Here is a 19032-nt window from a genome sequence, read left to right on the forward strand (position 1 = left end):
CCGCTCACGCCTTGCGGCAGACGCAGTAACCGCCCGGCGAGGAAGACAGCACCAGCTTGCCGTTCAGCACCGGATCGACTTCGAAACGGTCGGTTTCCGTCAGATAGTCGGTGACAGCCTTCAGCGGTTCATTGCCGCGCAGCCAGACCTTGGAGCGCTTTGTGAATGCTTGTTCCTCGGTCAGGTGGCCGATGAGCGTGTCGGCGACGACGAGGTAGCAGCCTTCCGTTACCAGCGGACCGTAGGAGCGGCATTCGGCCAGAACGTGCTCGTAGGAATGGTCGCTGTCGAGCACCACCATCACCCGGGCGCCCGGTGGAATCTCGGCCTTCACGGCGGCAAGCACGTCGTCGTCGACGGAACCGCCCTGGATCATCTTGATCCGGCTCGACATCGGATGGGATTCGATCGACTCGCGATTATGGGCGCGGATGTCGATGTCGACGCCGACAACTTTGGCCCTGTCGTTGCCCGTGGCGGCGAGGATCGACGCCATGAAGATCAGCGAGCCACCGCGCGCGATGCCGGTCTCGATGATGACGTCGGGCTTGGTCGCCCAGATGACTTCCTGGGTCGCCAGGATATCAACCGGAAGCTGGATAATTGGTACCCCCATCCATGACCACAAATAGAAGTAGTCGAATTTGTCGAGCCCGATCAGCGTGTTGAGCGATTGTTGGAAACTTGCCTCGTCCTTGCCGAGCGCAAGTGACATTTCCCGCTTGTGGGCTTCGAATTCGAGACGATCGTCCTTCGTGGTCATGACTGTTCTTTGTCCTTTGCTGTAGGGCTGTCTCAGATCGACTGCCGCAATGCCGTGCTGTTGTGGTAAATCCGCCCGGCCGCCACATCGAGCAGCGTTGCCGCCACCCGATCGATATCGGCCTCGCTCATGTCGTGATAGCTGGGCAGGTTGATCGCGCGGCCCGGAATGCTCCAGGCGTTCACGTTCTCTGGCCGATCCTCGAACATCTCGAGGCTGGACAGGGGATAGAAGAAGACGCGCGCGTCGATATTGGCGGTCTCGAAGGCCTGCTGCATCATCTCGCGGGTGGTACCCGTCGACGGATGAAAGACCGCGGTCGGCATCCAAGCGCCGTTGATCGTGCCGCTATATTCCGGGTTCATCGAGATGCCGGGCAAGGCGGAAAGCCGGACCATATAGGCCGCCAGGATCTCCCGCTTGCGGGCGACGAGTTCTTCGATGCGTTCGAGCTGTGCGCAGCCGATGGCCGCCTGGATGTTGGACATCTTGTACTTGAAGCCGATCTCGTCGGGCCAGAACTGCTTGGTTTGGCCGCGAGCCCGGCCGTGGTTGCTGAGCGTCAGCACCCGTTCGTAAAGCGCGGCGTCGTTAGTGACGAACATGCCGCCCTCGCCCGTCGTCAACGTCTTGGTGCCGTGGAAAGAGAAGGTACCGAAGGCACCCATCGAGCCGGCCCGGCGGCCATTCCAGACGGAGCCGACCGCTTCCGCCGCGTCCTCGATCACCGGGATGCCGGTGCGCTTGCCGATCTCGAGCAGCGCATCCATATTGCAAAGATTGCCGTAGATGTGGGTCGCGATAATCGCCTTGGTCTTCGGAGTGATGTGCCGCTCGACCTCGCTCGGATCGATGCACCAGGAATCCGGCAGCACGTCGGCGAAGACCGGCTTGGCGCCGAGATGGACGATCGGCGAGACGGTGGCGACCCAGTTGGTGTCAGCGAGGATGACTTCGTCACCTGCGCCGACACCGAGGGCGGCCAGGCCCATGTGCATGGCGCCGGTGCAGCTCGATGTCGCAATAGCGAAGTCACTGCCGAGATAGGTCTTGAAGTCGCGTTCGAAGCGATTGATGTAGTCGTAGCAGCGTGCGCCCCAGCCGGTCGCTGCCGCATCCGTGGCATAATCGGTTTCAAGCTGGGTGATGGAAGGCTTGGTGTAGAAGATCCTGTTTGTCATGCCGCTAATTTCTGTTGAATTGAAATCAAGACGCAGGCGCCCGCCACGACGCTAGTTTTTGAAACTGGCGCGAGGCTCACATGATGACGTGCCGGGCAAGATCGTGCTCGTGGAACACCAGATTGGGCAGGTAGCCCAGGGCTACGAAATATTCCCCGTCGCTGTTGGCGCTAACGAAGACTGCGGTGCTTTCCAGCGGGCTGTCTGCCAGTTTCTTTGTCACTTTCACCCTTTCGCTCAACCCGAGTTCCCGCATCAGATTGTCGAGGGCTGCGATTTCCGTGAAACCGGCGAGAAGCAGCGTATCGATGCCGATTGCCGAATTCACCTCGCTGACCAGCGTCTGAATTGCGACCATCAGCGGCAGCCCTTCGCGGAAGGGACGGATGTCCGGGTGGTCGAGCATCCCGCCCCACATGATGCGGGTACAGAGCTTATAGGCCTTGATAAAATTCTTGCGCACCGCCCAGAAGCGGAAGGCGGCCGCCATGCGATTAAGCGTGAAGATCCTGCACATCTCGTCATATTTGAGACGCGTCTCGGGCGTGAGGGTCAGCGCCCCGCGCTTGACGCCCGTATAATAGGAAATATTCAAGCCCGCCACGATAGCGATCCCAGCTCGTCATGACGTCATTGGTGCCTTCCTGCGGGCCGTCGCGGGCGATCGCCGAATTGGCGATCGAGCGGTAGAACGGCCGTTGCAGGAAAGTAACCGCGCCCCGTAGGTCGGGAGCAAATGCTGAGTTTGATGCCGCTCAAACGCGTGTTTCCTGGCGATAGCTTTCAAGCGCGGCGTCGCGCTCGCTAATGACGTTCGGCACGAACGGCCAGGCGATGGAAAAGGCGGGATCGTCCCAGCGGACGCCCCGGGCAAGTTCCGGCACGTAGGCTTCCGACATCTGGTAGAAGAGCTCGCAATCGTCCTCGAGCGTCAGAAAGCCGTGGGCGCATCCGGCCGGTATGTAGAAAGCGTTGCAACTGGCAGCATCGAGCTCGACGGAAGCCCATTGGAGATAGCTCGGCGAATCCGGCCTCAGATCGAGCGCCACGTCGAAGACTCTCCCGCGCGTGGCTCGCACCAGCTTGATCTCCGGCCGCGGCTCGGCTTGGTAATGCATGCCGCGCAGCGTCCCGCGCCTGTGGTTCTGTGAGGCGTTGCACTGCGGGTAGACCGGCACGAGACCGTGATCCGCAAAGGTCTGGGCGTCGAAAGTTCGCGCGAACATTCCTCGGTCGTCGAAGCGTGCGTCGACTTCCACCACAAAGGCTCCCGAAACCGCGGTCGGGAGAAATTTCATCCAAGCACCGTGAGTTCCGGCACGGCAACGGCGAAGCGTCCGCCCCAGGCGCCGACCCTGCCGTTGGCCGCGACGACTTCGTTCTTGATGTTCCAGGGCAGGATAAGCACGTAATCCGGCTGTGTCTCGTCCATCTTCTCTGGCGCGTAGATCGGCAGCTTGCTCCCCGGCAGGAAATGCCCCTGCTTATGCGGATTACGGTCGACGACATAGTCGATGAGGTCCGTGCCGACACCGCAGAAATTCAGCAGTGTATTGCCCTTGGCGGCGGCGCCATAGGCGGCGACCTTCTTGCCGCTGCGTTTGGCTTGTTTCAGGAAGGCAAGCAGGCCATCCCTGATCGGCGCCACGCGGTTCTGAAAGGCCTCGTAGATCTCGACTGTGTCGAAGCCGGCGGCCGCTTCGTCGGCGCGCACTTTGGCAACGCCGTGGCCGGTTGGGTGAGCCATGGATGTTGCTCGGCAGGCAAGCACGCGCAGACTGCCGCCATGGGTCGGCAGTTCTTCGACGTCGAATACTTTGAGGCCGTGCGCTGCGAAGACCTTTTCGACGGCCAGCAGCGACAGATAGTAAAAATGCTCATGGTAGACGGTGTCGAACTGGATGTTCTCCATCAGCCGCAGCAGGTGAGGGAATTCGACGCTGACGACACCATCCGGCTTCAGAACGGCAGAGAGCCCACCGACGAAGTCGTTGATATCCGGCACATGCGCCAGCACGTTGTTGCCGATGACAATGTCGGCGGCAAGGCCGCGCGAGACGAGATCGGCGGCCGTTTCCTTGCCGAAGAAGCGCGCTTCCGTGGGAACGCCGATCTGCCGCGCTACGTCAGCGACATTCTCAGCCGGCTCGATGCCAAGCACCGGCACGCCGGCCTCGACGAAATGCTTCAGCAGATAGCCGTCATTGCTCGCTACCTCGATCACCTGCGATGTCGGGCCGAGGCAGAAACGCTCGCGGGCCATGACGGTGAATTGGCGAGCATGCTCCACCCAGCTGTCGCTGTAGGAGGAGAAATAGGCGTAGTGGCTGAAGATATCCTCCGGCGGAACGAAGGCATCGGCCTGCACCAGCCAGCATTGCGAGCAGACGAAAGCGCGCAGCGGATAGGACGGTTCCGGCTGGTTGAGCTGCTCTTCGGTCAGATAGGCATTGGCAAGCGGCGTCGAGCCAAGGTCGACAAAGCGATGCGTCAGCGAAGCGTTGCAGAACCGGCAATTATGCGCTGTCATGATACTGTTTCCTCATAGGCCGCGATCTGGCCAAGCGAGAAGGTGCGCATGTCGGCTCCCTCGCGGTTGGCCTTGTACCAGGCGGCTGTCCAGTCGATTGTCTGCTGCAGGCTGAGGCGCGGACGCCAGCCGATCGTGTCGAATGCCAAGGCCGAGCTCAGCGTCAGTGCTGGCGCTTCCGGCAGATGTTCGCCCGGCGCCGGCCGCCATACATCTTCGACGCGGTGCGCGCGTCCGAGCGCCTCGGCAAGTTCGGAAACGGTGGCGAAGCTCTCGGGGTGCGGACCGAAATTCAAGGCGTCCGGCAGATCCCGGCCACGCTCCTCGCTCAGCACTCGGGCAAAACGGAGATAACCGCCGAGCGGTTCCAGAACATGCTGCCAGGGGCGAATTGCCTGGGGATAGCGCAGCATGATCGGCTCGCCGCCTTCGAAGGCGCGGATGAAATCCGGGATCAGCCGATCCCTGGACCAGTCGCCGCCGCCGATGACATTGCCGGCGCGCACCGTGGCGAGCCTGAGATCGCGGCCTTTGAAGAAACTGTCGCGGTAGCTCTGGCAGACAAGTTCGGTGCAGGCTTTGGAATTACTGTAAGGATCCTTGCCGCCGAGTGCGTCGGTCTCGACGAAGGGGATGCCGCTGCCATTGTTGGCGTAGACTTTGTCCGAGGTGATGACCAGCACCGTCTTGACGGAGGGCGTCTGCCTGACTGCGTCGAGGACATTTGCCGTTCCCAGGACGTTGGTCGAGAAGGTCTCCGCCGGGTTTTCATAGGAGCGCCGCACCAGCGCCTGTGCCGCCATGTGGATGACGATCTCCGGCTTGACACGCTGGGAGAGAGCAAGCAGCGTCTCGGCATCGCGGATATCGACGATGTGATGGCCGCGATCGTCCCAGGGAGCAAGCTTCTGGTAGAGCGACGGTTCGGTCTCGGGCGCCAGCGACACCGCGGTGACCTCTGCGCTGAGCCGCTCCAGCCACAGGGAAAGCCAGGAACCCTTGAAGCCGGTGTGCCCGGTGAGGAAAACCCGCCGCCCTTTCCAGAAGTCCGTCAGGCCCATAGCTTCCACGGCGCCTTTCCGGAATTCCAAAGTTCTTCCAGATGGGTGCGCTCGCGCAACGTATCCATCGGTTGCCAGAAGCCGTCATGCTTGAAGGCGGCAAGCTGGTTGTTGGCGGCAAGCCACTCCAGCGGCCCGGCTTCCCAAATCGTGTCGTCGCTAGGGATGAGATCGACCACGGAAGGGTCGAGCACGAAGAAGCCGCCATTGATACGCTGGCCGTCGCCTCTCGGCTTCTCCACGAAGGAGGTAATGTACTGGCCTTCAATATTCGTGGCGCCATAACGTCCGGGCGGGGTTACCGCGCACATCGTCGCCTTCAGGCCGTGATCGCGATGGAAGGCGACTTCAGCGGCAATGTCGATGTCGCCGACGCCGTCGCCATAAGTCATGCAGAAGGGTTCGCCCGGTGTCAGATGGTCGCGAATGCGCCCGAGGCGGCCGCCAGTCATCGAATGCATGCCGGTATCAACCACGGTCACGCGCCAGTTCGGTCGTTTGCCGCCGTGATAGTTGATGCTGTTGGCACCGAGGTCGACGGTGATGTCGCTGTGGTGAAGAACAAGGTTTACGAAATATTCCTTGATCATATACCCCTTGTAGCCGGCGCAGATGATGAAATCATCGAGCCCGTGATGGGCATAGATACTCATGATGTGCCAGAGGATCGGCATGCCGCCGACCTCGACCAGAGGCTTGGGCCGGATACTAGTTTCCTCGGCAAGACGAGAGCCAAGGCCACCGGCGAGAATTACGACTTTCATCCCAAGCGAACTCCAGAGTGCCTAGCCAAGCTTCCCGTCCATCTTGCGAGCCGCCCAGGCTCCCTTAAGGCGGAACGGCCATATGTTCATCCTTGTCCCGGTATCCGATTTCGTTCTTGTGCGAGGCTTGCAGCGCTGGAGCCGGCCTCTGGATTTTCATGGATGCCGGGTCGCGCCAGCGCAACGCCGTGACTAGCGCCTTGAACAGCGTCGACGCGATAGCCGCGGCCTAAGCTAACAGGGGTGTTGTGCAAGACTGCTTCGTGAGACCCTCCGGCGGATGCACCGGTAGGATGGATCGAGACCTTCGAAAGCGTCTCCACCGATTGACGGCACGCTTCTTGCATTGTTACTAATATTCTAACCCTTGGGGAGAAAGTGCCATGCAATGGAACACATCGGCCGATTTTGCACCTCTCGTCCTCTTTTTCGGCGGCCAGCAAAAGCGCAAGATCGTCAGGACGCTCCGCGACGCCGCCGAAGTTCTGATGGTGGACTGGCCGTTTGAAGACGGAGAAGAATATGTCGTCGCCGTCAAGGCTTGCGCCGATGCCATCACCGGGCAGGGCGGGATGAACGAACTGAGGGAATTGCTTCTCAGCGCCGCCAAGGAAGCCGGCATTGCGGTTTTGTCCGTTATACCAGACAGCAGGAGCACGACGCCCCATATGGCTGCGTGAAAGCCACGAACGACGCTGATACGCTCTGCCCAAAGCGGTGCTGATGCATATCCGCACGCAGAGGCAGCGAACGTCCGCTCGGGGAAATGCCTCCCCATCCCTGGTTTGTAGACTGCGCTCTCCCGGCTCAGGGCATCGAGAGAGGTTGGTCGGCACTTTTTAAATTGTCAGTTTCTTCGTGCCAACGCGTTTTATGGGATCGGAAGATCCGCATCACTGCCATGGGGCGCTCGAATGTGACAATGAGGAAGAGTCGACCCCTTGAAATGCTAAATGAATAACGATTTCAAGGGGGACAAAATGGAATGGTGCCCAGAAGAGGACTCGAACCTCCACACCCTTTCGGGTACCAGCACCTGAAGCTGGCGCGTCTACCAATTCCGCCATCTGGGCGACGGAGAGCGATGTAAGGGGGCAGCCCCTGACTGTCAACCGGGTTTTTGAAGTTTTTCTGACAGTTGGCAGAAAACAGCTGGTCACATCACGGAAGGCGACGGCAGGGCAGGCATAGCGCTTCCCTTGGTACGCCCTATATACAGGAAATATCGAAAGGAATGCTTCATGCCCTCTTCCCGCACGCTTCTGCTCGCCGGTCTTTTAGCTCTTCTTGCGCCAGCTATGGCCGGTGCTGATTCGCTGAAGCTGGGCAAGCCGGGGGTCGGGCCGCTCAACACCGGATCGACGCTCTGCGATTTTCGCGGCTGCTTCGGTTTCGGGCCGCAGCAATGGCATCGCCCGGCCTATGTCCAGCCGAATTATCACCCGCGCGGCGCGGGGCCGACCTATTACCTGCCGGGTGCTGCCGGGCCGCCGCAGCTGACCTACGATCGGGAGCCCGTGCGCGAGGTCCAGCCGGCGACGCGGAATATGAACAAGCATATCGCCTGGTGCACCAATGAATACCGCTCCTACAACCCGAGGACGGATCATTTCCTCACCTATGAGGGCGTCTACCGCGTCTGCCGCTCGCCCTATCGCTGAGATCTGTGCGGTCAGCTTTCGTGTGAGACACGATCGACATGGCCGAGATCGCGGCCGGGCTCGATGATGTCGCGAACCCGCTGTTTCAGCTCTTTCGGCCCGGGAAAACCGCCGTCACGCTTGCGCTCCCAGATGAGGTCTCCATTGACGCGGATCTCGAAATTGCCGCCGGTGCCGGGGATCAGCGCCACTTCGCCGAGACTGTCGGCAAAGGTGTGCAGCAGCTCCTGCGCCATCCAGGCGGCGCGTAGCAGCCAGTTGCACTGGGTGCAGTAGAGGATCGAGACACGGGCTTTTTCGGTCATGACGCTTCCTTTCGTTTGCGCCGATGTAAGCCCTTGCAGCCTGCCGACGCAATCGCGCTCGCGCAAGCATCTTGCGCGCCATTCTCCGGCATGGTCTCTTCCGCTCGTCGGCAAACGGGGAAAACCATGCGAGTCGCAGTCGTCGAAAACATGAGAAATACCGGCCTCGGCGCGCTGGCCACGGCGCTCAGCGAGGCGGGAGCTGAGATCGAATGGTTCCGGGTGTGGCAGGATGGCATCCTGCCGCAGGATATGGCGGGCCACGACGCGTTGGTCGTTCTCGGCGGCGAGCAGAGCGCGCTGGATGACGAGACCCATCCCTACCTGCCGGAGCTCGTCCGGCTGACGCGCCGCTTCGGCGACGCCGGCAAGGCGGTGCTCGGCATCTGCCTCGGCAGCCAGATCCTCGCCCGCGCCTATGGCGCCGACAATCTGTTGGGAGTCGCCCGCGAATTCGGCTGGCATAATATCGGCGTCACCGGTGAAGGCCGGGCTGATCCGCTGCTATCGGCGTTCGGCGGCGAATTCACCATCTTTGAATGGCATGCCGACACGTTTTCCCTTCCCGAAGGCGCGGTTCACCTTGCCACCAGCCCCGTTGCCGAAAACCAGGCGTTCCGCATCGGCCGCGCCGTGTACGGCACCCAGTTCCATTTCGAGGCCAATTCAGCCGTCGTCGAAGAATGGAAGGCCGACTTTCCCGAGACGATCGCGCGCATCGCCCCCGGCTGGCTGGAGAACCATGCCGAACTGGCGGCAAGACATGCCGCCGCCGCCGATGCTGCGGGCCTCGCCATCGCCCGCGCCTGGGTCCGCCTGTTCGAGCAGCAGGAGATCGTGATCCTGTCGCAGGCTTCGGCGTGAGAGGCGAAGCAATGCCGGCAAGCGAACGCCAGAAGATGGCGGCCGGCGAATGGTATTGCTGCCTCGATGATGAACTCGATCACTTGCGCCGGCAGGCGCGCATGGCCGTCCATGCGCACAACACACTGCCGCCGAACGAGCGCGGCGCCATAGCGCCGGCTCTGAGGGCGCTGTTTGCGCAAGTCGCGTCCAATGTCTTCATCGAGGCGCCGTTTCACTGCTCCTACGGCATCAACATCGTTCTCGGCGAGCGCGTCTATTTCAATGCCGGCTGCACCATCCTCGATTCCGGCCGGGTGACCATCGGCGACCGCAGCATGTTCGGCCCCGGCGTGCAGATCTATTGCGCCGAACATCATAGGGATGCAGCACTTCGCGGCCAGGGCATCGAAATCGCCCGGCCGGTCACGATCGGCAACGACGTCTGGATCGGCGGCGGCGCCATTATCCTCGGCGGAATCACGATCGGCGGCGGTGCGATCGTCGGCGCCGGCGCCGTGGTGACGCGGGACGTGCCGGCGGGCGCGACTGTCGTCGGCAACCCGGCCCGTATTCGATAGCGGCGGCAGGACTGCCCATTCCGCGATAGCCTTGGCACCTCGACAGCGGCGATCATTCCGCTAGATCATGGGCGAAACGGGAGGAAAATCATGAGCGAGCGGAATTTACCCATGCAAGGCGGCTGCCGTTGCGGTCAGGTGCGGTTGAAGGTCAGCGCGCCGCCGCTGCTCACCATGGCATGCCATTGCACTGGCTGCCAGAAGATGACGGCGAGCGCCTATTCACTGAGTGCCGCCATCCCCAGCGAAGGCTTCGAGGTCACCAAAGGCGAGCCGGTGATCGGCGGCCTGCACGGCGTCACCAAGCATTATTTCTGCCCGCATTGCATGAGCTGGATGTTCACCCGGCCGGAAGGCATGGACTGGTTCGTCAACCTGCGCGTGACCATGCTGGATGATGCGAGCTGGTTCACGCCCTTCATCGAGACATGGACAAGCGAGAAGCTGGCCTTTGCCGAGACTGGCGCGATGCACAGCTACGCGGCGCTGCCTGAGATGCAGGCCTATGAGGGGCTGGTGAAGGAGTATATGGGCAGGGAATGAGGCTCAGAAGCCCTGGAAGAGAAAGTCGACGGCGGCGACGATACGATCGCTGTCGGAGGTGAGGTCCGCAACAACACCTCCGATCTCCTTTATGGAAATTGCGCCGGTGAATTGGGTGGCCATGACATAGGGCATATCGTTGATCACGAATCGCGGATTGAGCTGGCGCATGATCTTGGGAAGAGCTTCCAACGGAAGCACTGGCGCCATGATCCGTGTTGTCAGCTCGCCATGCAGATCTGACTGCAGATCAAGCGCAAGCGCATTGGTATGCACGAGATTGTAGACATGAAACCGAGCCATCAGAACTGTCGATATTTCTGAAACGGCAGGCCGTGCTTTTCGACATAGGCGTTTGAAGCGGCAATAGCCTCGGCGTTCTCGATACGCCACAGCCGCTCGCGTTCCGCCTTTATCGCCTTGGCGATTCCATCTTCCGCCGCCCTGGATATGTTGATCTTGAGTTCACGCGCCTGGGAGACCAGACCCTCGTCAAGGGAAAGGTTTGCTGCTTTTCTTGCCTGCTGAGCCATGACGATCTCCTCGGTCTTATGCGCAAATCATATGCGCATAAGACGTTGTTGAGAAGGTCTTATTCGTCGCCCATCTTCAGCGCGGCGATGAAGGCTTCCTGCGGAATCTCCACCTTGCCGAACTGGCGCATGCGCTTCTTGCCGGCCTTCTGCTTGTCGAGCAGCTTGCGCTTGCGGGTGGCGTCGCCGCCGTAGCATTTCGCGGTCACGTCCTTGCGCAGCGCCGAGATCGTCTCGCGGGCAATGACGTTGCCGCCGATCGCCGCCTGGATCGGGATCTTGAACATGTGCTTCGGGATCAGCTCCTTGAGCTTCTCGCACATGTCGCGGCCACGCTTTTCGGCTGCGGTGCGGTGCACCATCATCGACAGCGCGTCGACCGGCTCGCCATTGACGAGGATCGACATCTTCACGAGGTTGCCCTCGCGGTGGTCGGTGAGCGTATAGTCGAAGGAGGCATAGCCCTTCGAGATCGACTTCAGCCGGTCGTAGAAATCGAAGACGACTTCGTTGAGCGGCAGGTCGTAGGTCAGCATCGCGCGCGTGCCGACATAGGTGAGTTCGATCTGGATGCCGCGGCGGTCCTGGCAGAGCTTCAGAATGCCGCCGAGGTAATCGTCGGGCGTCAGGATCGTCGCGCGGATCCACGGCTCGTGGATTTCGGAGATCTTGACGACATCGGGCATGTCGGCCGGGTTGTGCAGCTCGCGCTCCGTGCCGTCGGTCATGAACATCTTGTAGACGACCGAGGGGGCGGTGGCGATGAGGTCGAGGTCGAACTCGCGCTCCAGCCGTTCCTGGATGATTTCGAGATGTAAGAGGCCGAGGAAGCCGCAGCGGAAACCGAAGCCGAGGGCGGCAGACGATTCCATTTCGAAGGAGAAGGAGGCGTCGTTGAGGCGAAGCTTGCCCATGGCGGCGCGCAGATCCTCGAAATCGGCGGCATCGACCGGGAAGAGGCCGCAGAACACCACCGGCTGCGCCGGCTTGAAGCCCGGCAGCGCCTGGGCGGTCGGCCGCTTGTCCTCGGTGATCGTGTCGCCGACGCGGGTATCGGCCACTTCCTTGATCGAGGCGGTGATGAAGCCGATCTCGCCGGGGCCGAGGCTGTCGACATTGACCATCTTCGGCGTCAGCACGCCGACGCGCTCCACCTGGTATTTCGCATCCGTGCCCATCATGCGGATGGTCTGACCCCTGGTCAGCACGCCGTCGATGATGCGCACCAGAACCATGACGCCGAGATAGGTATCGTACCAGCTATCGACGAGCAGCGCCTTCAACGGCGCTTTCTCGCCGCCCGGGCTCTTCGGCGCCGGCAGCTTGTTGACGATCGCCTCCAGCACGTCGGGAATGCCGAGACCGGTCTTGGCCGAAATCAGCACGGCCTCCGAGGCGTCGATGCCGATCACTTCCTCGATCTGCTCCTTGATGCGGTCGGGTTCGGCGGCCGGCAGGTCGATCTTGTTGAGAACGGTGACGATCTCGTGATTGTTGTCGATCGCCTGATAGACGTTGGCAAGCGTCTGCGCTTCCACGCCCTGGCTGGCGTCGACGACGAGCAGCGAGCCCTCGCAGGCCGACAGCGACCGCGAGACTTCATAGGCGAAGTCGACATGGCCGGGCGTGTCGATCAGGTTGAGGATGTATTTCTCGCCGTTGTTTGCCTGGTAATGCAGGCGCACGGTCTGGGCCTTGATGGTGATGCCGCGCTCGCGCTCGATATCCATATTGTCGAGCACTTGCTCAGACATTTCGCGCTCGGCAAGGCCGCCCGTCGTCTGGATCAGCCGGTCGGCCAGCGTCGATTTGCCGTGGTCGATATGGGCCACGATCGAAAAGTTGCGGATATGGGACAGCGGAGTGGTGGAATTGGTGCTCATGCGCGCCATATAGCAGCGCCGCCCCCTGCCGCAAAGCGGTAATTATCCCGCTGTTTACGCTATTTTGCGGGCCGGTCGGGCGTGGCTCAGACCGGCCAGCTCTCCAGCCGCCAGGCCGAATCCCAGAACATCCATTCATATTGCGAGGCGCGCACGAAGACATCCATCATCTGAGTGCGCTCCGTCGGCGAGGCGGCGCGGGCGGCGATATCGGTCAGCGCGATCACTTCACGGGCGCCGGCGGCAAATTGCGGATCGCCATAGGTGTTGATCCAGGCCTGGAAGGCATTGCCGTCGATTGCCGGCCGGTTCTTGATCGCTTCGCCGACGTGCCAGTAGATCCAGAAGCAGGGAAGGATTGAAGAAAGCGCCACCGCGTAAGAGCTGTGATAGGCAGTGGCGAGCAGGAAGTTGGTATAGGCAAAGCAGGCAGGCGAGGGTTCGGCTGCTGTCACATCTGCCGACGTGATGCCGAACTGGGTGAGGAAACCGGCATGCAGGCCCTGTTCGACGGTGATCGCCTTCTGCGCCGAACCGAGGAAACGCAGCACTTGCGCATTATCAGGCGCCTTGGCCGCGACGATGGCCAGGCATCTCGCATAATGTTTTAGATAGAGCGCATCCTGCAGAATGTAGTGCCGGAAAACTTCCGGCGGCAGCGTGCCGTCGGAAAGCCGCGTCAGCAGCGGCAACACCTCGATCTCGGCCATCACCGGCGCAATCCTATCCCAGGCGGCGGCCGTGAAGCTTGCCGTCGTGTCCGTGCTCTGCGTGCTGGCGTCCATCATGCTCTCCTGGGATTTGGCTGCCATATATCGACGCCGTCGCGGCGAAAGCAAGGCGCAATCCGCCTCACCGGCAGCGCTTGATTCCATCATCAGATAATGTATTTCTCTTATAGTAGAATCTGGAGCGGAAGAGATGGAACACGAACTCGACCTGGCGATCGGCATCCGCATCCGCAAGCTGCGGCTGCAAAAGGGTCTGACGCTGAATGACCTTGCTGTGGCCTCCGGCGTCAGCCGGGCGATGATCTCGCGCATCGAGCGGGCGGAGGCGAGCCCGACCGCCTCGTTGCTGGCAAGGATCTGCGCCGCCCTCGGCCTGTCGCTGTCGGCCTTCTTCGCCGAAGAGGGCCAGCAGGCCTCGCCGCTTGCCCGCCGGCAGGAGCAGCAGGTCTGGCGCGATCCGGAAACCGGCTATCTCAGGCGTTCGGTGTCAGCTCCGGGCACCACCTCCGATGTCGATATCGTCGAAGTCGAATTTCCCCCAGGCGCCCGCGTCAGCTTTCCCCCGCATGCGGCGTCCCATGGCATGACGCAGCATATCTGGCTGTTCGACGGCGAGCTGGAGATGACGGCGGATGAGACCGTTTACCGGCTGCGCCCCGGCGATTGCCTCTTCATGCCGGTCGGCGAGGGCCACGTCTTCCACAATCCCGGCAATACGCCGGCGCACTACAGCGTCGTGCTCGATCGCGGCGGTTGATAAAAAATTCATTTCAGGAGAACAACATGCCGGACATTCGCATCCTTTCCGCCGAAGAGGCGCGCGCCGCCATTCCCGATCTTTCCTCGGTGCTGGCCGATTGCGTCGCCGGCGGCGCCTCCGTCGGCTTCATGCAGCCCTATCGGCCTGACGATGCCGAGCCCTACTGGCTTGAGGTCGCCGATGCCGTTGCGACAGGCGGCAACCTGCTTCTGGTCGCCGAACTGGAGGGCAGGATCGTCGGCACGGTGCAGGTGGGTGCCGCACAAATGCCGAACCAGCCGCATCGCGGCGATCTGAAGAAGCTGCTGGTGCATCGCTCTGCCCGCGGCCGCGGCCTCGCCCGGCTGCTGATGGAAGCGGCCGAACGCGAAGCGGCGAGGCGCGGCAAGACCCTGCTCGTGCTCGACACGGCGACCGGCAGCGATGCCGAGGCGATCTATCCGCGCCTGGGCTGGCAGCGCGTCGGCGTCATTCCCGATTATGCGCTGTGGCCGCAAGGCGGCTACTGCGACACCACCCTGTTCTACAAAAGGCTCGCCTGATTGCGGCGGCTTCGCTCATGCCAGCTTGGCGAATGGCGGAAACGCGCCGCCGAGTGTGGTGCCCGCCGTCCAATGCGCCGCATTCCAGCCGAATTGCCGCGCCGCTTCGATGTTTTCCGCCGTATCGTCGATGAAGGCGATCTCGCCGGGCAGCACGCCGGCGCGCTCGGTCGCCAGCCGGAAGAAATCAGGCGAAGGTTTTCGGTGTCCGAGTGCGGCGGAATAGAGGATGTCGTCGAAATGCGCGCCAAGGCCGACCTGCTCGATCAGGTAGCGCGCCCGCCTGTGCTCCTGGTTGGTCGCCAAAAACAAAGTGATACCGCTTTGCCTGAGCGCGGCCAGCTCTTCCAAGAGATTGCGGTCGAGGCGGGAATCGTTTTCGAACCCAGTAATCGATCAGCGTCGCGGCGCTGACATGCGGCGCGATCCTTTCCAGCACGCCGGCGAGTGTGGTTTCCAGCGCCGCACGGCCGACGATGATCTCGCCCCAGTGAGTCTGGAAGAATTCCCGCTGCAGCAGATCGGGCTTCAGCCCGAGATCGCGTTCCAGATAGGTGAAAAGCGGCAGGCCGTCGGCCGGGCGGCCATGAACGAGTACGCCGTCGACATCGACCATCAGCACTTTCATGCGGCAGATTCCCTCGTTCCGAAACGCGGCGAAGGTGACGTCATTTCCTTGGGCGATCAAGAGCGCCATGCCGCTTTTTTGTTGGCCTCGACCCATGTAAGTCTCGATCTCGCCGATCGATTTTCCTTAAAAGGACAGGATCCGAAATGCGCGTCATCTATTCCGAAGACCACAAGCTGCGCGATGCCAAAACGGAGCTGCACGCCGGCCAGCTGGTAACGCCCTTCGAGGCGCCGTTCCGCGCCGAATGGATCTTGGCGGCAGTTCGGGAGGCGGGCTTTGCCGATGTCGTGGCGCCCGATCCCCACGGGCTGGAAACGGCGCTGAAGGTGCATGATCCCGCCTATCTCGATTTTCTCGCCAGCGTCTGGGACCGCTGGGTGGCGGCCGGTTTTACCGGCGAGGCGATTGCCAATTCCTTCCCGGTCCGCCGCACCAGCCAGCGCGTGACCGACAATATTGTCGGCGCGATCGGCCATTACGCCAATGCCGCTGATACCTCGATTACCAAGGGCTCCTACCAGGCGGCAATCGCCTCCATGCGTTGCGCCGTCACCGGCGCCGACTGGCTGGCTAAGGGCAATCGTTTCGCCTTCGCGCTCTGCCGCCCGCCCGGCCATCACGCCGGCATCGATCTCTTCGGCGGCTATTGTTTCATCAACAATTCCGGCGTCGCTGCGCAGCGGCTTATCGATCGAGGCGCGGCCAAGGTCGCTGTGCTCGATGTCGATTTCCACCATGGCAACGGCACGCAGGATCTCTTCTATCACAGAGGCGATGTCTTCACCGCCTCCCTGCACGGCGATCCCATGCAGGCCTTCCCCTATTTCCTCGGCCACGCCGACGAGGAAGGCGTGGCGGAGGGCACCGGCGCCAACCGCAACTATCCGATGCCGCCCCACACGTCCTTTGCCGTCTGGTCTTCGGCCCTTGCCGATGCGCTCGCCCGCATCAAGGCCTTCGGCGCAGAGGCCGTCGTCATGGCGCTCGGCGTCGATACCTTCGAGCGCGATCCGATTTCCTTCTTCCAGCTGAAATCGGAAGATTTCATTCGCATGGGAGAGACGATCTCAGCCGCCGGCCTGCCGGTCGTCACCTGTATGGAGGGTGGCTATGGCGTGCCGGAGATCGGCCTCAACGTCGCCAATGTCCTCAAGGGTCTGGAAGCCTGATCACTTGATATGACCGACGAAACCGTTCCATCCGATATCCCGACATCACGCATGCTGAGCTGGGCGCGCAACTCCGCGATCTATCGTTTGGAGCGGCGGATGATGACGGAAAGGCAGCTCTTTGACGCCATCACCCGCAAGGCGAAGGAGAAGTTCGAACATATCAGTGCGGCGCAACTCAAGGCCGTTGCCGATTTCGCCGTCAAATTCGCCTATGACAACAAGGTGCTCGACGATGGCGCCTATGCCGGGATCAGCACGCGTTCTGCCATGCGCGGCGGCAAATCGAAGCGCGCTATCGCCCAGAAGCTTGCGGCCAAGGGGGTCTCCAGCGACAAGGTCGAGGCCGCGCTCGAAGAGGCTGACGATCTCTATGCTGCAGCGATATTCGCCCGCAAGCGCGCCTTCGGCCCTTTCCGCCGGGTCGAACTCGACGAAAAGCGAAAGGCCAAAGAGCTTTCGGCTTTCGCCCGCAACGGCTTCAGCTTCGACATCGGCAGGAAGGTTTTCGAGATGAGCGCCGAAGAGATCATCCTTGCCGGCCGTCTCTGATCTTGCATAAGGGCTTTTGCTGCCCGGATCAGAAGTTTGAATTTGTCGCTCGCAAGCCGTCTCCGTAAGAAGAGCACGCAATTGGGGGCGAACATGGAAGAAAAAATAGATGGCGGGGCCGGCGCGCTGACCGCAGGGGCGTCACCGGCATTCGGCGGCGTCGCGGCCGGCGGGCTGATGTGCCTGATGTCGATGTCGTCGATCCAGTTCGGCGCGGCGCTGTCCTCCTCGGCCATCGCAACCTATGGACCGGCCGGCGCTTCCTGGCTGCGCCTCGCCTTTGCCGCCATTATTCTGGCCGTTTTCGTGCGGCCGCGCATCTTAAGCTACAGCAAGGCGCAATGGACGAGCGCTCTGGTTCTCGGCACGACGACGGCTCTGATGACCATAAGTTTCTTCGCGGCGATCGAGCGTATTCCGCTCGGTCTTGCCGTGGCGATCGATTTTCTCGGGCCGCTTTCTGTGGCGACCATCGGCTACGGCCTCGGTCGGCGTCTGACCTGGCCCCTGCTTGCTGCGCTCGGCGTTCTGGCTCTCGCCCATGACGGTGAAGGCTGGGTCGGCAATATCGAGGGTGTTCTCTTTGCGCTCGGCGCAGGAACCGGTTGGGCGATCTATATCGTCCTGACGAAAAAGATCGGTGCGAGCTTCAAGGGGCTGGAAGGGCTCTCCATGTCGCTGATGGTTGCCGCCTTGGTCGCCACTCCCTTCGGTTTTGCCGGCGCCGTGCCGGCGCTCGATAGCTACGGTCTGATCGAAATGGCCGGTCTTGCCGTTCTTGTGCCGCTGCTGCCCTACACGCTGGAACTGATCGCTTTGCGGCGGATGCCGACAGCCTCCTTCGGCATTCTCATGAGCCTCGAGCCGGCGATCGCCGCACTCGCTGGCTTCGTCATCCTGGCCCAGCCGATGACCGCGCTGCAGATGCTGGGGACGGCGCTGGTGGTAGCGGCCAGCGCAGGCGCGACCGTCTCGGCAGCAAAGGCTTAGGCCACAACGCTCAGATGGACGCTCGGGCGCCCATTTCCTGTTTCACGCGCGGGGCCGATCCTCGGTCAGCGTCTGCAGCACGAATTTTCCAATCACCGTGCTCATGAAGGTCGATTGTGCGACAAGATAGTAGCCGCGTGGCGATGACAGCGGCTCCGAATCCAGGGCAACGAGCAGTTTGTTGTCGATCATCTCGTCGATAACGCCGCGCCACCCCAAGGCAATTCCATGGCCCATCAGGGTCTGATGGATGGCGATTCCATGATTGGTGACGGTTATGCCGCGATCGATTGTTTCGGTCTCCGGTGATCGCTGATTGCGCCAATCGCGCCAGGTAAACCACCGTTGGTCCTGGTCTTCCAAATGAATTAACGGCCCGTTCTTGAGAATTTCCGATCGCGAGCAATCTGCAAGACTGGCTGCCAGAGCTGGCGAAGCAACGGGTGTAACGATTTCTCCCATCAGCTTGTGGCTTTCGAAGCCCGGCCAATCGCCATCACCGAACAGGATGGCGCAGTCGACGTCTTCCAAGGGAATATCCTGATCACGCTCGGCCGTGGTCACTCTGATGGCGAGATCCGGGTTGGCCTGCCTCACCGTCGATAGTCGCGGCAACAACCAGAACATTGCAATGCCCGGATAGGTCGCCAGCGCCAGTCCGGGAGGACGTTTGCTCTTTCGAAGCGCAACGCTCGCCCGCGCCATATCCTCCAGCGCCCCGGCAATGCTGCGGTAATAGGTCAACGCATCGGCCGTCGGCACGGTGAGCGCCCCCTTTCGCTCGAACAGCCTGATGCCCAAATCGCGTTCCAGCGCATTAATTTGATGGCTGATCGCCGGCTGTCCGACGTTCAATTCCCGAGCAGCCTTGGTGAAGTTTCCGAGACGAATGCACGCTTCGAAAACCCGCAACGATTTCAATGGCGGCAGGTCGTGCATGAAGCGATTACCCCTTCTTCTGGGTGGCTGGAGACTATCCGGCGCCATACTACATTATTAGAAAAATCGA

Annotated in this window: 23 protein-coding genes, 1 tRNA gene and 1 pseudogene; 10 read left to right on the forward strand and 15 right to left on the reverse strand. The window is 61.5% G+C overall.

The window, feature by feature from the left end:
* Window positions 1–4 precede the first annotated feature (4 nt).
* The 7 genes from RLEG4DRAFT_RS33770 to rfbF form a co-directional block, all read right to left on the reverse strand.
* Window positions 5–763 carry a cephalosporin hydroxylase family protein gene (locus RLEG4DRAFT_RS33770; protein WP_003583574.1) on the reverse strand — a complete coding sequence of 253 codons (759 nt, stop codon included), beginning with the start codon at window positions 761–763 and terminating at the stop codon, window positions 5–7.
* Window positions 764–795: 32 nt separating this feature from the next.
* A complete protein-coding gene (locus RLEG4DRAFT_RS33775; RefSeq protein WP_003583575.1) occupies window positions 796–1944 on the reverse strand; it encodes a DegT/DnrJ/EryC1/StrS family aminotransferase in 1149 nt (382 codons plus the stop codon).
* A gap of 76 nt (window positions 1945–2020) precedes the next feature.
* Window positions 2021–2548 carry a hypothetical protein gene (locus RLEG4DRAFT_RS33780; protein ID WP_245277999.1) on the reverse strand — a complete coding sequence of 176 codons (528 nt, stop codon included), beginning with the start codon at window positions 2546–2548 and terminating at the stop codon, window positions 2021–2023.
* A gap of 151 nt (window positions 2549–2699) precedes the next feature.
* The gene (gene rfbC, locus RLEG4DRAFT_RS33785) at window positions 2700–3242 is read right to left on the reverse strand and encodes a dTDP-4-dehydrorhamnose 3,5-epimerase (protein WP_003583576.1); all 543 of its coding nucleotides are present in this window, start codon (window positions 3240–3242) and stop codon (window positions 2700–2702) included.
* Window positions 3239–4474 carry a class I SAM-dependent methyltransferase gene (locus RLEG4DRAFT_RS33790; RefSeq protein ID WP_003583577.1) on the reverse strand — a complete coding sequence of 412 codons (1236 nt, stop codon included), beginning with the start codon at window positions 4472–4474 and terminating at the stop codon, window positions 3239–3241. The genes rfbC and RLEG4DRAFT_RS33790 overlap by 4 nt, the downstream gene beginning before the upstream one ends.
* Window positions 4471–5535 carry a CDP-glucose 4,6-dehydratase gene (gene rfbG / locus RLEG4DRAFT_RS33795; RefSeq protein ID WP_003583578.1) on the reverse strand — a complete coding sequence of 355 codons (1065 nt, stop codon included), beginning with the start codon at window positions 5533–5535 and terminating at the stop codon, window positions 4471–4473. The genes RLEG4DRAFT_RS33790 and rfbG overlap by 4 nt, the downstream gene beginning before the upstream one ends.
* A complete protein-coding gene (gene rfbF / locus RLEG4DRAFT_RS33800; protein WP_003583579.1) occupies window positions 5526–6299 on the reverse strand; it encodes a glucose-1-phosphate cytidylyltransferase in 774 nt (257 codons plus the stop codon). The genes rfbG and rfbF overlap by 10 nt, the downstream gene beginning before the upstream one ends.
* A 383-nt stretch (window positions 6300–6682) precedes the next feature.
* Here rfbF and RLEG4DRAFT_RS33805 point away from each other — a divergent pair, with 383 nt between their 5' ends.
* Window positions 6683–6979, forward strand: coding sequence for a DUF982 domain-containing protein (locus RLEG4DRAFT_RS33805; RefSeq protein WP_003583580.1), 297 nt, complete (start codon window positions 6683–6685; stop codon window positions 6977–6979).
* A gap of 306 nt (window positions 6980–7285) precedes the next feature.
* Here RLEG4DRAFT_RS33805 and RLEG4DRAFT_RS33810 read toward each other — a convergent pair.
* Window positions 7286–7372, reverse strand: a tRNA-Leu gene (locus RLEG4DRAFT_RS33810).
* A 168-nt stretch (window positions 7373–7540) separates the two neighbouring features.
* On the opposite strand from RLEG4DRAFT_RS33810, the gene RLEG4DRAFT_RS33815 reads away from it, so the two are divergent.
* Window positions 7541–7960: a BA14K family protein gene (locus RLEG4DRAFT_RS33815; RefSeq protein ID WP_003583582.1), complete on the forward strand. Its 420-nt coding sequence runs from the start codon at window positions 7541–7543 to the stop codon at window positions 7958–7960.
* Between the two features lie 11 nt (window positions 7961–7971).
* Here RLEG4DRAFT_RS33815 and RLEG4DRAFT_RS33820 read toward each other — a convergent pair whose 3' ends face one another.
* Window positions 7972–8265, reverse strand: coding sequence for a SelT/SelW/SelH family protein (locus tag RLEG4DRAFT_RS33820; RefSeq protein WP_003583583.1), 294 nt, complete (start codon window positions 8263–8265; stop codon window positions 7972–7974).
* A 126-nt stretch (window positions 8266–8391) separates the two neighbouring features.
* On the opposite strand from RLEG4DRAFT_RS33820, the gene RLEG4DRAFT_RS33825 reads away from it, so the two are divergent.
* From RLEG4DRAFT_RS33825 to RLEG4DRAFT_RS33835, 3 genes are all read left to right on the forward strand, one after another.
* Window positions 8392–9129 carry a type 1 glutamine amidotransferase gene (locus tag RLEG4DRAFT_RS33825; RefSeq protein ID WP_003583585.1) on the forward strand — a complete coding sequence of 246 codons (738 nt, stop codon included), beginning with the start codon at window positions 8392–8394 and terminating at the stop codon, window positions 9127–9129.
* Window positions 9130–9140: 11 nt separating this feature from the next.
* Window positions 9141–9689 (forward strand): sugar O-acetyltransferase, encoded by a 549-nt coding sequence (locus tag RLEG4DRAFT_RS33830; protein ID WP_003583587.1) that lies wholly within the window; start codon window positions 9141–9143, stop codon window positions 9687–9689.
* 90 nt (window positions 9690–9779) lie between these two features.
* Window positions 9780–10232: a GFA family protein gene (locus RLEG4DRAFT_RS33835; RefSeq protein ID WP_003583589.1), complete on the forward strand. Its 453-nt coding sequence runs from the start codon at window positions 9780–9782 to the stop codon at window positions 10230–10232.
* Window positions 10233–10235: 3 nt separating this feature from the next.
* Here the strand turns inward: RLEG4DRAFT_RS33835 and RLEG4DRAFT_RS33840 are convergent, their stop codons facing one another.
* The 4 genes from RLEG4DRAFT_RS33840 to tenA form a co-directional block, all read right to left on the reverse strand.
* Complete coding sequence (locus RLEG4DRAFT_RS33840; RefSeq protein ID WP_003583592.1) at window positions 10236–10535, reverse strand: CcdB family protein; 300 nt, start codon at window positions 10533–10535, stop codon at window positions 10236–10238.
* Window positions 10535–10765, reverse strand: coding sequence for a type II toxin-antitoxin system CcdA family antitoxin (locus RLEG4DRAFT_RS33845; RefSeq protein ID WP_003583594.1), 231 nt, complete (start codon window positions 10763–10765; stop codon window positions 10535–10537). The genes RLEG4DRAFT_RS33840 and RLEG4DRAFT_RS33845 overlap by 1 nt, the downstream gene beginning before the upstream one ends.
* Window positions 10766–10824: 59 nt before the next feature.
* Window positions 10825–12657, reverse strand: coding sequence for a translation elongation factor 4 (gene lepA, locus RLEG4DRAFT_RS33850; protein WP_003583595.1), 1833 nt, complete (start codon window positions 12655–12657; stop codon window positions 10825–10827).
* A 77-nt stretch (window positions 12658–12734) separates the two neighbouring features.
* Complete coding sequence (gene tenA, locus RLEG4DRAFT_RS33855) at window positions 12735–13433, reverse strand: thiaminase II (RefSeq protein ID WP_003583597.1); 699 nt, start codon at window positions 13431–13433, stop codon at window positions 12735–12737.
* Window positions 13434–13569: 136 nt separating this feature from the next.
* Between tenA and RLEG4DRAFT_RS33860 the strand changes: the two genes are divergently transcribed.
* Together RLEG4DRAFT_RS33860 and RLEG4DRAFT_RS33865 are read left to right on the forward strand one after the other, a co-directional pair.
* Window positions 13570–14136, forward strand: coding sequence for a helix-turn-helix domain-containing protein (locus tag RLEG4DRAFT_RS33860; protein WP_003583599.1), 567 nt, complete (start codon window positions 13570–13572; stop codon window positions 14134–14136).
* Between the two features lie 26 nt (window positions 14137–14162).
* A complete protein-coding gene (locus RLEG4DRAFT_RS33865) occupies window positions 14163–14681 on the forward strand; it encodes a GNAT family N-acetyltransferase (protein ID WP_003583600.1) in 519 nt (172 codons plus the stop codon).
* A 15-nt stretch (window positions 14682–14696) separates the two neighbouring features.
* Here RLEG4DRAFT_RS33865 and RLEG4DRAFT_RS33870 read toward each other — a convergent pair.
* Window positions 14697–15309, reverse strand: a pseudogene (locus RLEG4DRAFT_RS33870) (HAD family hydrolase).
* A gap of 146 nt (window positions 15310–15455) precedes the next feature.
* Between RLEG4DRAFT_RS33870 and RLEG4DRAFT_RS33875 the strand changes: the two are divergent.
* The 3 genes from RLEG4DRAFT_RS33875 to RLEG4DRAFT_RS33885 all read left to right on the forward strand — a co-directional run bounded on the left by RLEG4DRAFT_RS33875 (window position 15456) and on the right by RLEG4DRAFT_RS33885 (window position 18023).
* Window positions 15456–16481 (forward strand): histone deacetylase family protein, encoded by a 1026-nt coding sequence (locus tag RLEG4DRAFT_RS33875; RefSeq protein WP_003583605.1) that lies wholly within the window; start codon window positions 15456–15458, stop codon window positions 16479–16481.
* 9 nt (window positions 16482–16490) lie between these two features.
* Entirely contained in the window at window positions 16491–17033 is a 543-nt protein-coding gene (gene recX / locus RLEG4DRAFT_RS33880; protein WP_003583607.1) for a recombination regulator RecX, read from the forward strand.
* A gap of 93 nt (window positions 17034–17126) precedes the next feature.
* The gene (locus RLEG4DRAFT_RS33885; protein ID WP_003583609.1) at window positions 17127–18023 is read left to right on the forward strand and encodes an EamA family transporter; all 897 of its coding nucleotides are present in this window, start codon (window positions 17127–17129) and stop codon (window positions 18021–18023) included.
* Window positions 18024–18065: 42 nt separating this feature from the next.
* Here the strand turns inward: RLEG4DRAFT_RS33885 and RLEG4DRAFT_RS33890 are convergent, their stop codons facing one another.
* Window positions 18066–18962, reverse strand: a complete 897-nt coding sequence (locus tag RLEG4DRAFT_RS33890) for a LysR substrate-binding domain-containing protein (RefSeq protein WP_003583611.1) — start codon at window positions 18960–18962, stop codon at window positions 18066–18068.
* Between the last annotated feature and the right edge of the window lie 70 nt (window positions 18963–19032).

The sequence above is a fragment of the Rhizobium leguminosarum bv. trifolii WSM2297 genome (assembly GCF_000271845.1).

Excerpts from the sequence above, each read along its gene's own strand:
- RLEG4DRAFT_RS33825 (WP_003583585.1), top strand. The coding sequence starts at position 8,392 with ATGCGAGTCGCAGTCGTCGAAAACATGAGAAATACCGGCCTCGGCGCG.
- RLEG4DRAFT_RS33830 (WP_003583587.1), top strand. The coding sequence starts at position 9,141 with ATGCCGGCAAGCGAACGCCAGAAGATGGCGGCCGGCGAATGGTATTGC.
- RLEG4DRAFT_RS33770 (WP_003583574.1), bottom strand. The coding sequence starts at position 763 with ATGACCACGAAGGACGATCGTCTCGAATTCGAAGCCCACAAGCGGGAA.
- RLEG4DRAFT_RS33860 (WP_003583599.1), top strand. The coding sequence starts at position 13,570 with ATGGAACACGAACTCGACCTGGCGATCGGCATCCGCATCCGCAAGCTG.
- RLEG4DRAFT_RS33835 (WP_003583589.1), top strand. The coding sequence starts at position 9,780 with ATGAGCGAGCGGAATTTACCCATGCAAGGCGGCTGCCGTTGCGGTCAG.
- RLEG4DRAFT_RS33815 (WP_003583582.1), top strand. The coding sequence starts at position 7,541 with ATGCCCTCTTCCCGCACGCTTCTGCTCGCCGGTCTTTTAGCTCTTCTT.
- rfbC (WP_003583576.1), bottom strand. The coding sequence starts at position 3,242 with ATGAAATTTCTCCCGACCGCGGTTTCGGGAGCCTTTGTGGTGGAAGTC.
- RLEG4DRAFT_RS33885 (WP_003583609.1), top strand. The coding sequence starts at position 17,127 with ATGGAAGAAAAAATAGATGGCGGGGCCGGCGCGCTGACCGCAGGGGCG.
- RLEG4DRAFT_RS33840 (WP_003583592.1), bottom strand. The coding sequence starts at position 10,535 with ATGGCTCGGTTTCATGTCTACAATCTCGTGCATACCAATGCGCTTGCG.
- lepA (WP_003583595.1), bottom strand. The coding sequence starts at position 12,657 with ATGGCGCGCATGAGCACCAATTCCACCACTCCGCTGTCCCATATCCGC.
- RLEG4DRAFT_RS33805 (WP_003583580.1), top strand. The coding sequence starts at position 6,683 with ATGCAATGGAACACATCGGCCGATTTTGCACCTCTCGTCCTCTTTTTC.
- rfbF (WP_003583579.1), bottom strand. The coding sequence starts at position 6,299 with ATGAAAGTCGTAATTCTCGCCGGTGGCCTTGGCTCTCGTCTTGCCGAG.
- RLEG4DRAFT_RS33865 (WP_003583600.1), top strand. The coding sequence starts at position 14,163 with ATGCCGGACATTCGCATCCTTTCCGCCGAAGAGGCGCGCGCCGCCATT.
- recX (WP_003583607.1), top strand. The coding sequence starts at position 16,491 with ATGACCGACGAAACCGTTCCATCCGATATCCCGACATCACGCATGCTG.
- RLEG4DRAFT_RS33845 (WP_003583594.1), bottom strand. The coding sequence starts at position 10,765 with ATGGCTCAGCAGGCAAGAAAAGCAGCAAACCTTTCCCTTGACGAGGGT.
- RLEG4DRAFT_RS33875 (WP_003583605.1), top strand. The coding sequence starts at position 15,456 with ATGCGCGTCATCTATTCCGAAGACCACAAGCTGCGCGATGCCAAAACG.
- rfbG (WP_003583578.1), bottom strand. The coding sequence starts at position 5,535 with ATGGGCCTGACGGACTTCTGGAAAGGGCGGCGGGTTTTCCTCACCGGG.
- RLEG4DRAFT_RS33790 (WP_003583577.1), bottom strand. The coding sequence starts at position 4,474 with ATGACAGCGCATAATTGCCGGTTCTGCAACGCTTCGCTGACGCATCGC.
- tenA (WP_003583597.1), bottom strand. The coding sequence starts at position 13,433 with ATGGACGCCAGCACGCAGAGCACGGACACGACGGCAAGCTTCACGGCC.
- RLEG4DRAFT_RS33890 (WP_003583611.1), bottom strand. The coding sequence starts at position 18,962 with ATGCACGACCTGCCGCCATTGAAATCGTTGCGGGTTTTCGAAGCGTGC.
- RLEG4DRAFT_RS33820 (WP_003583583.1), bottom strand. The coding sequence starts at position 8,265 with ATGACCGAAAAAGCCCGTGTCTCGATCCTCTACTGCACCCAGTGCAAC.
- RLEG4DRAFT_RS33775 (WP_003583575.1), bottom strand. The coding sequence starts at position 1,944 with ATGACAAACAGGATCTTCTACACCAAGCCTTCCATCACCCAGCTTGAA.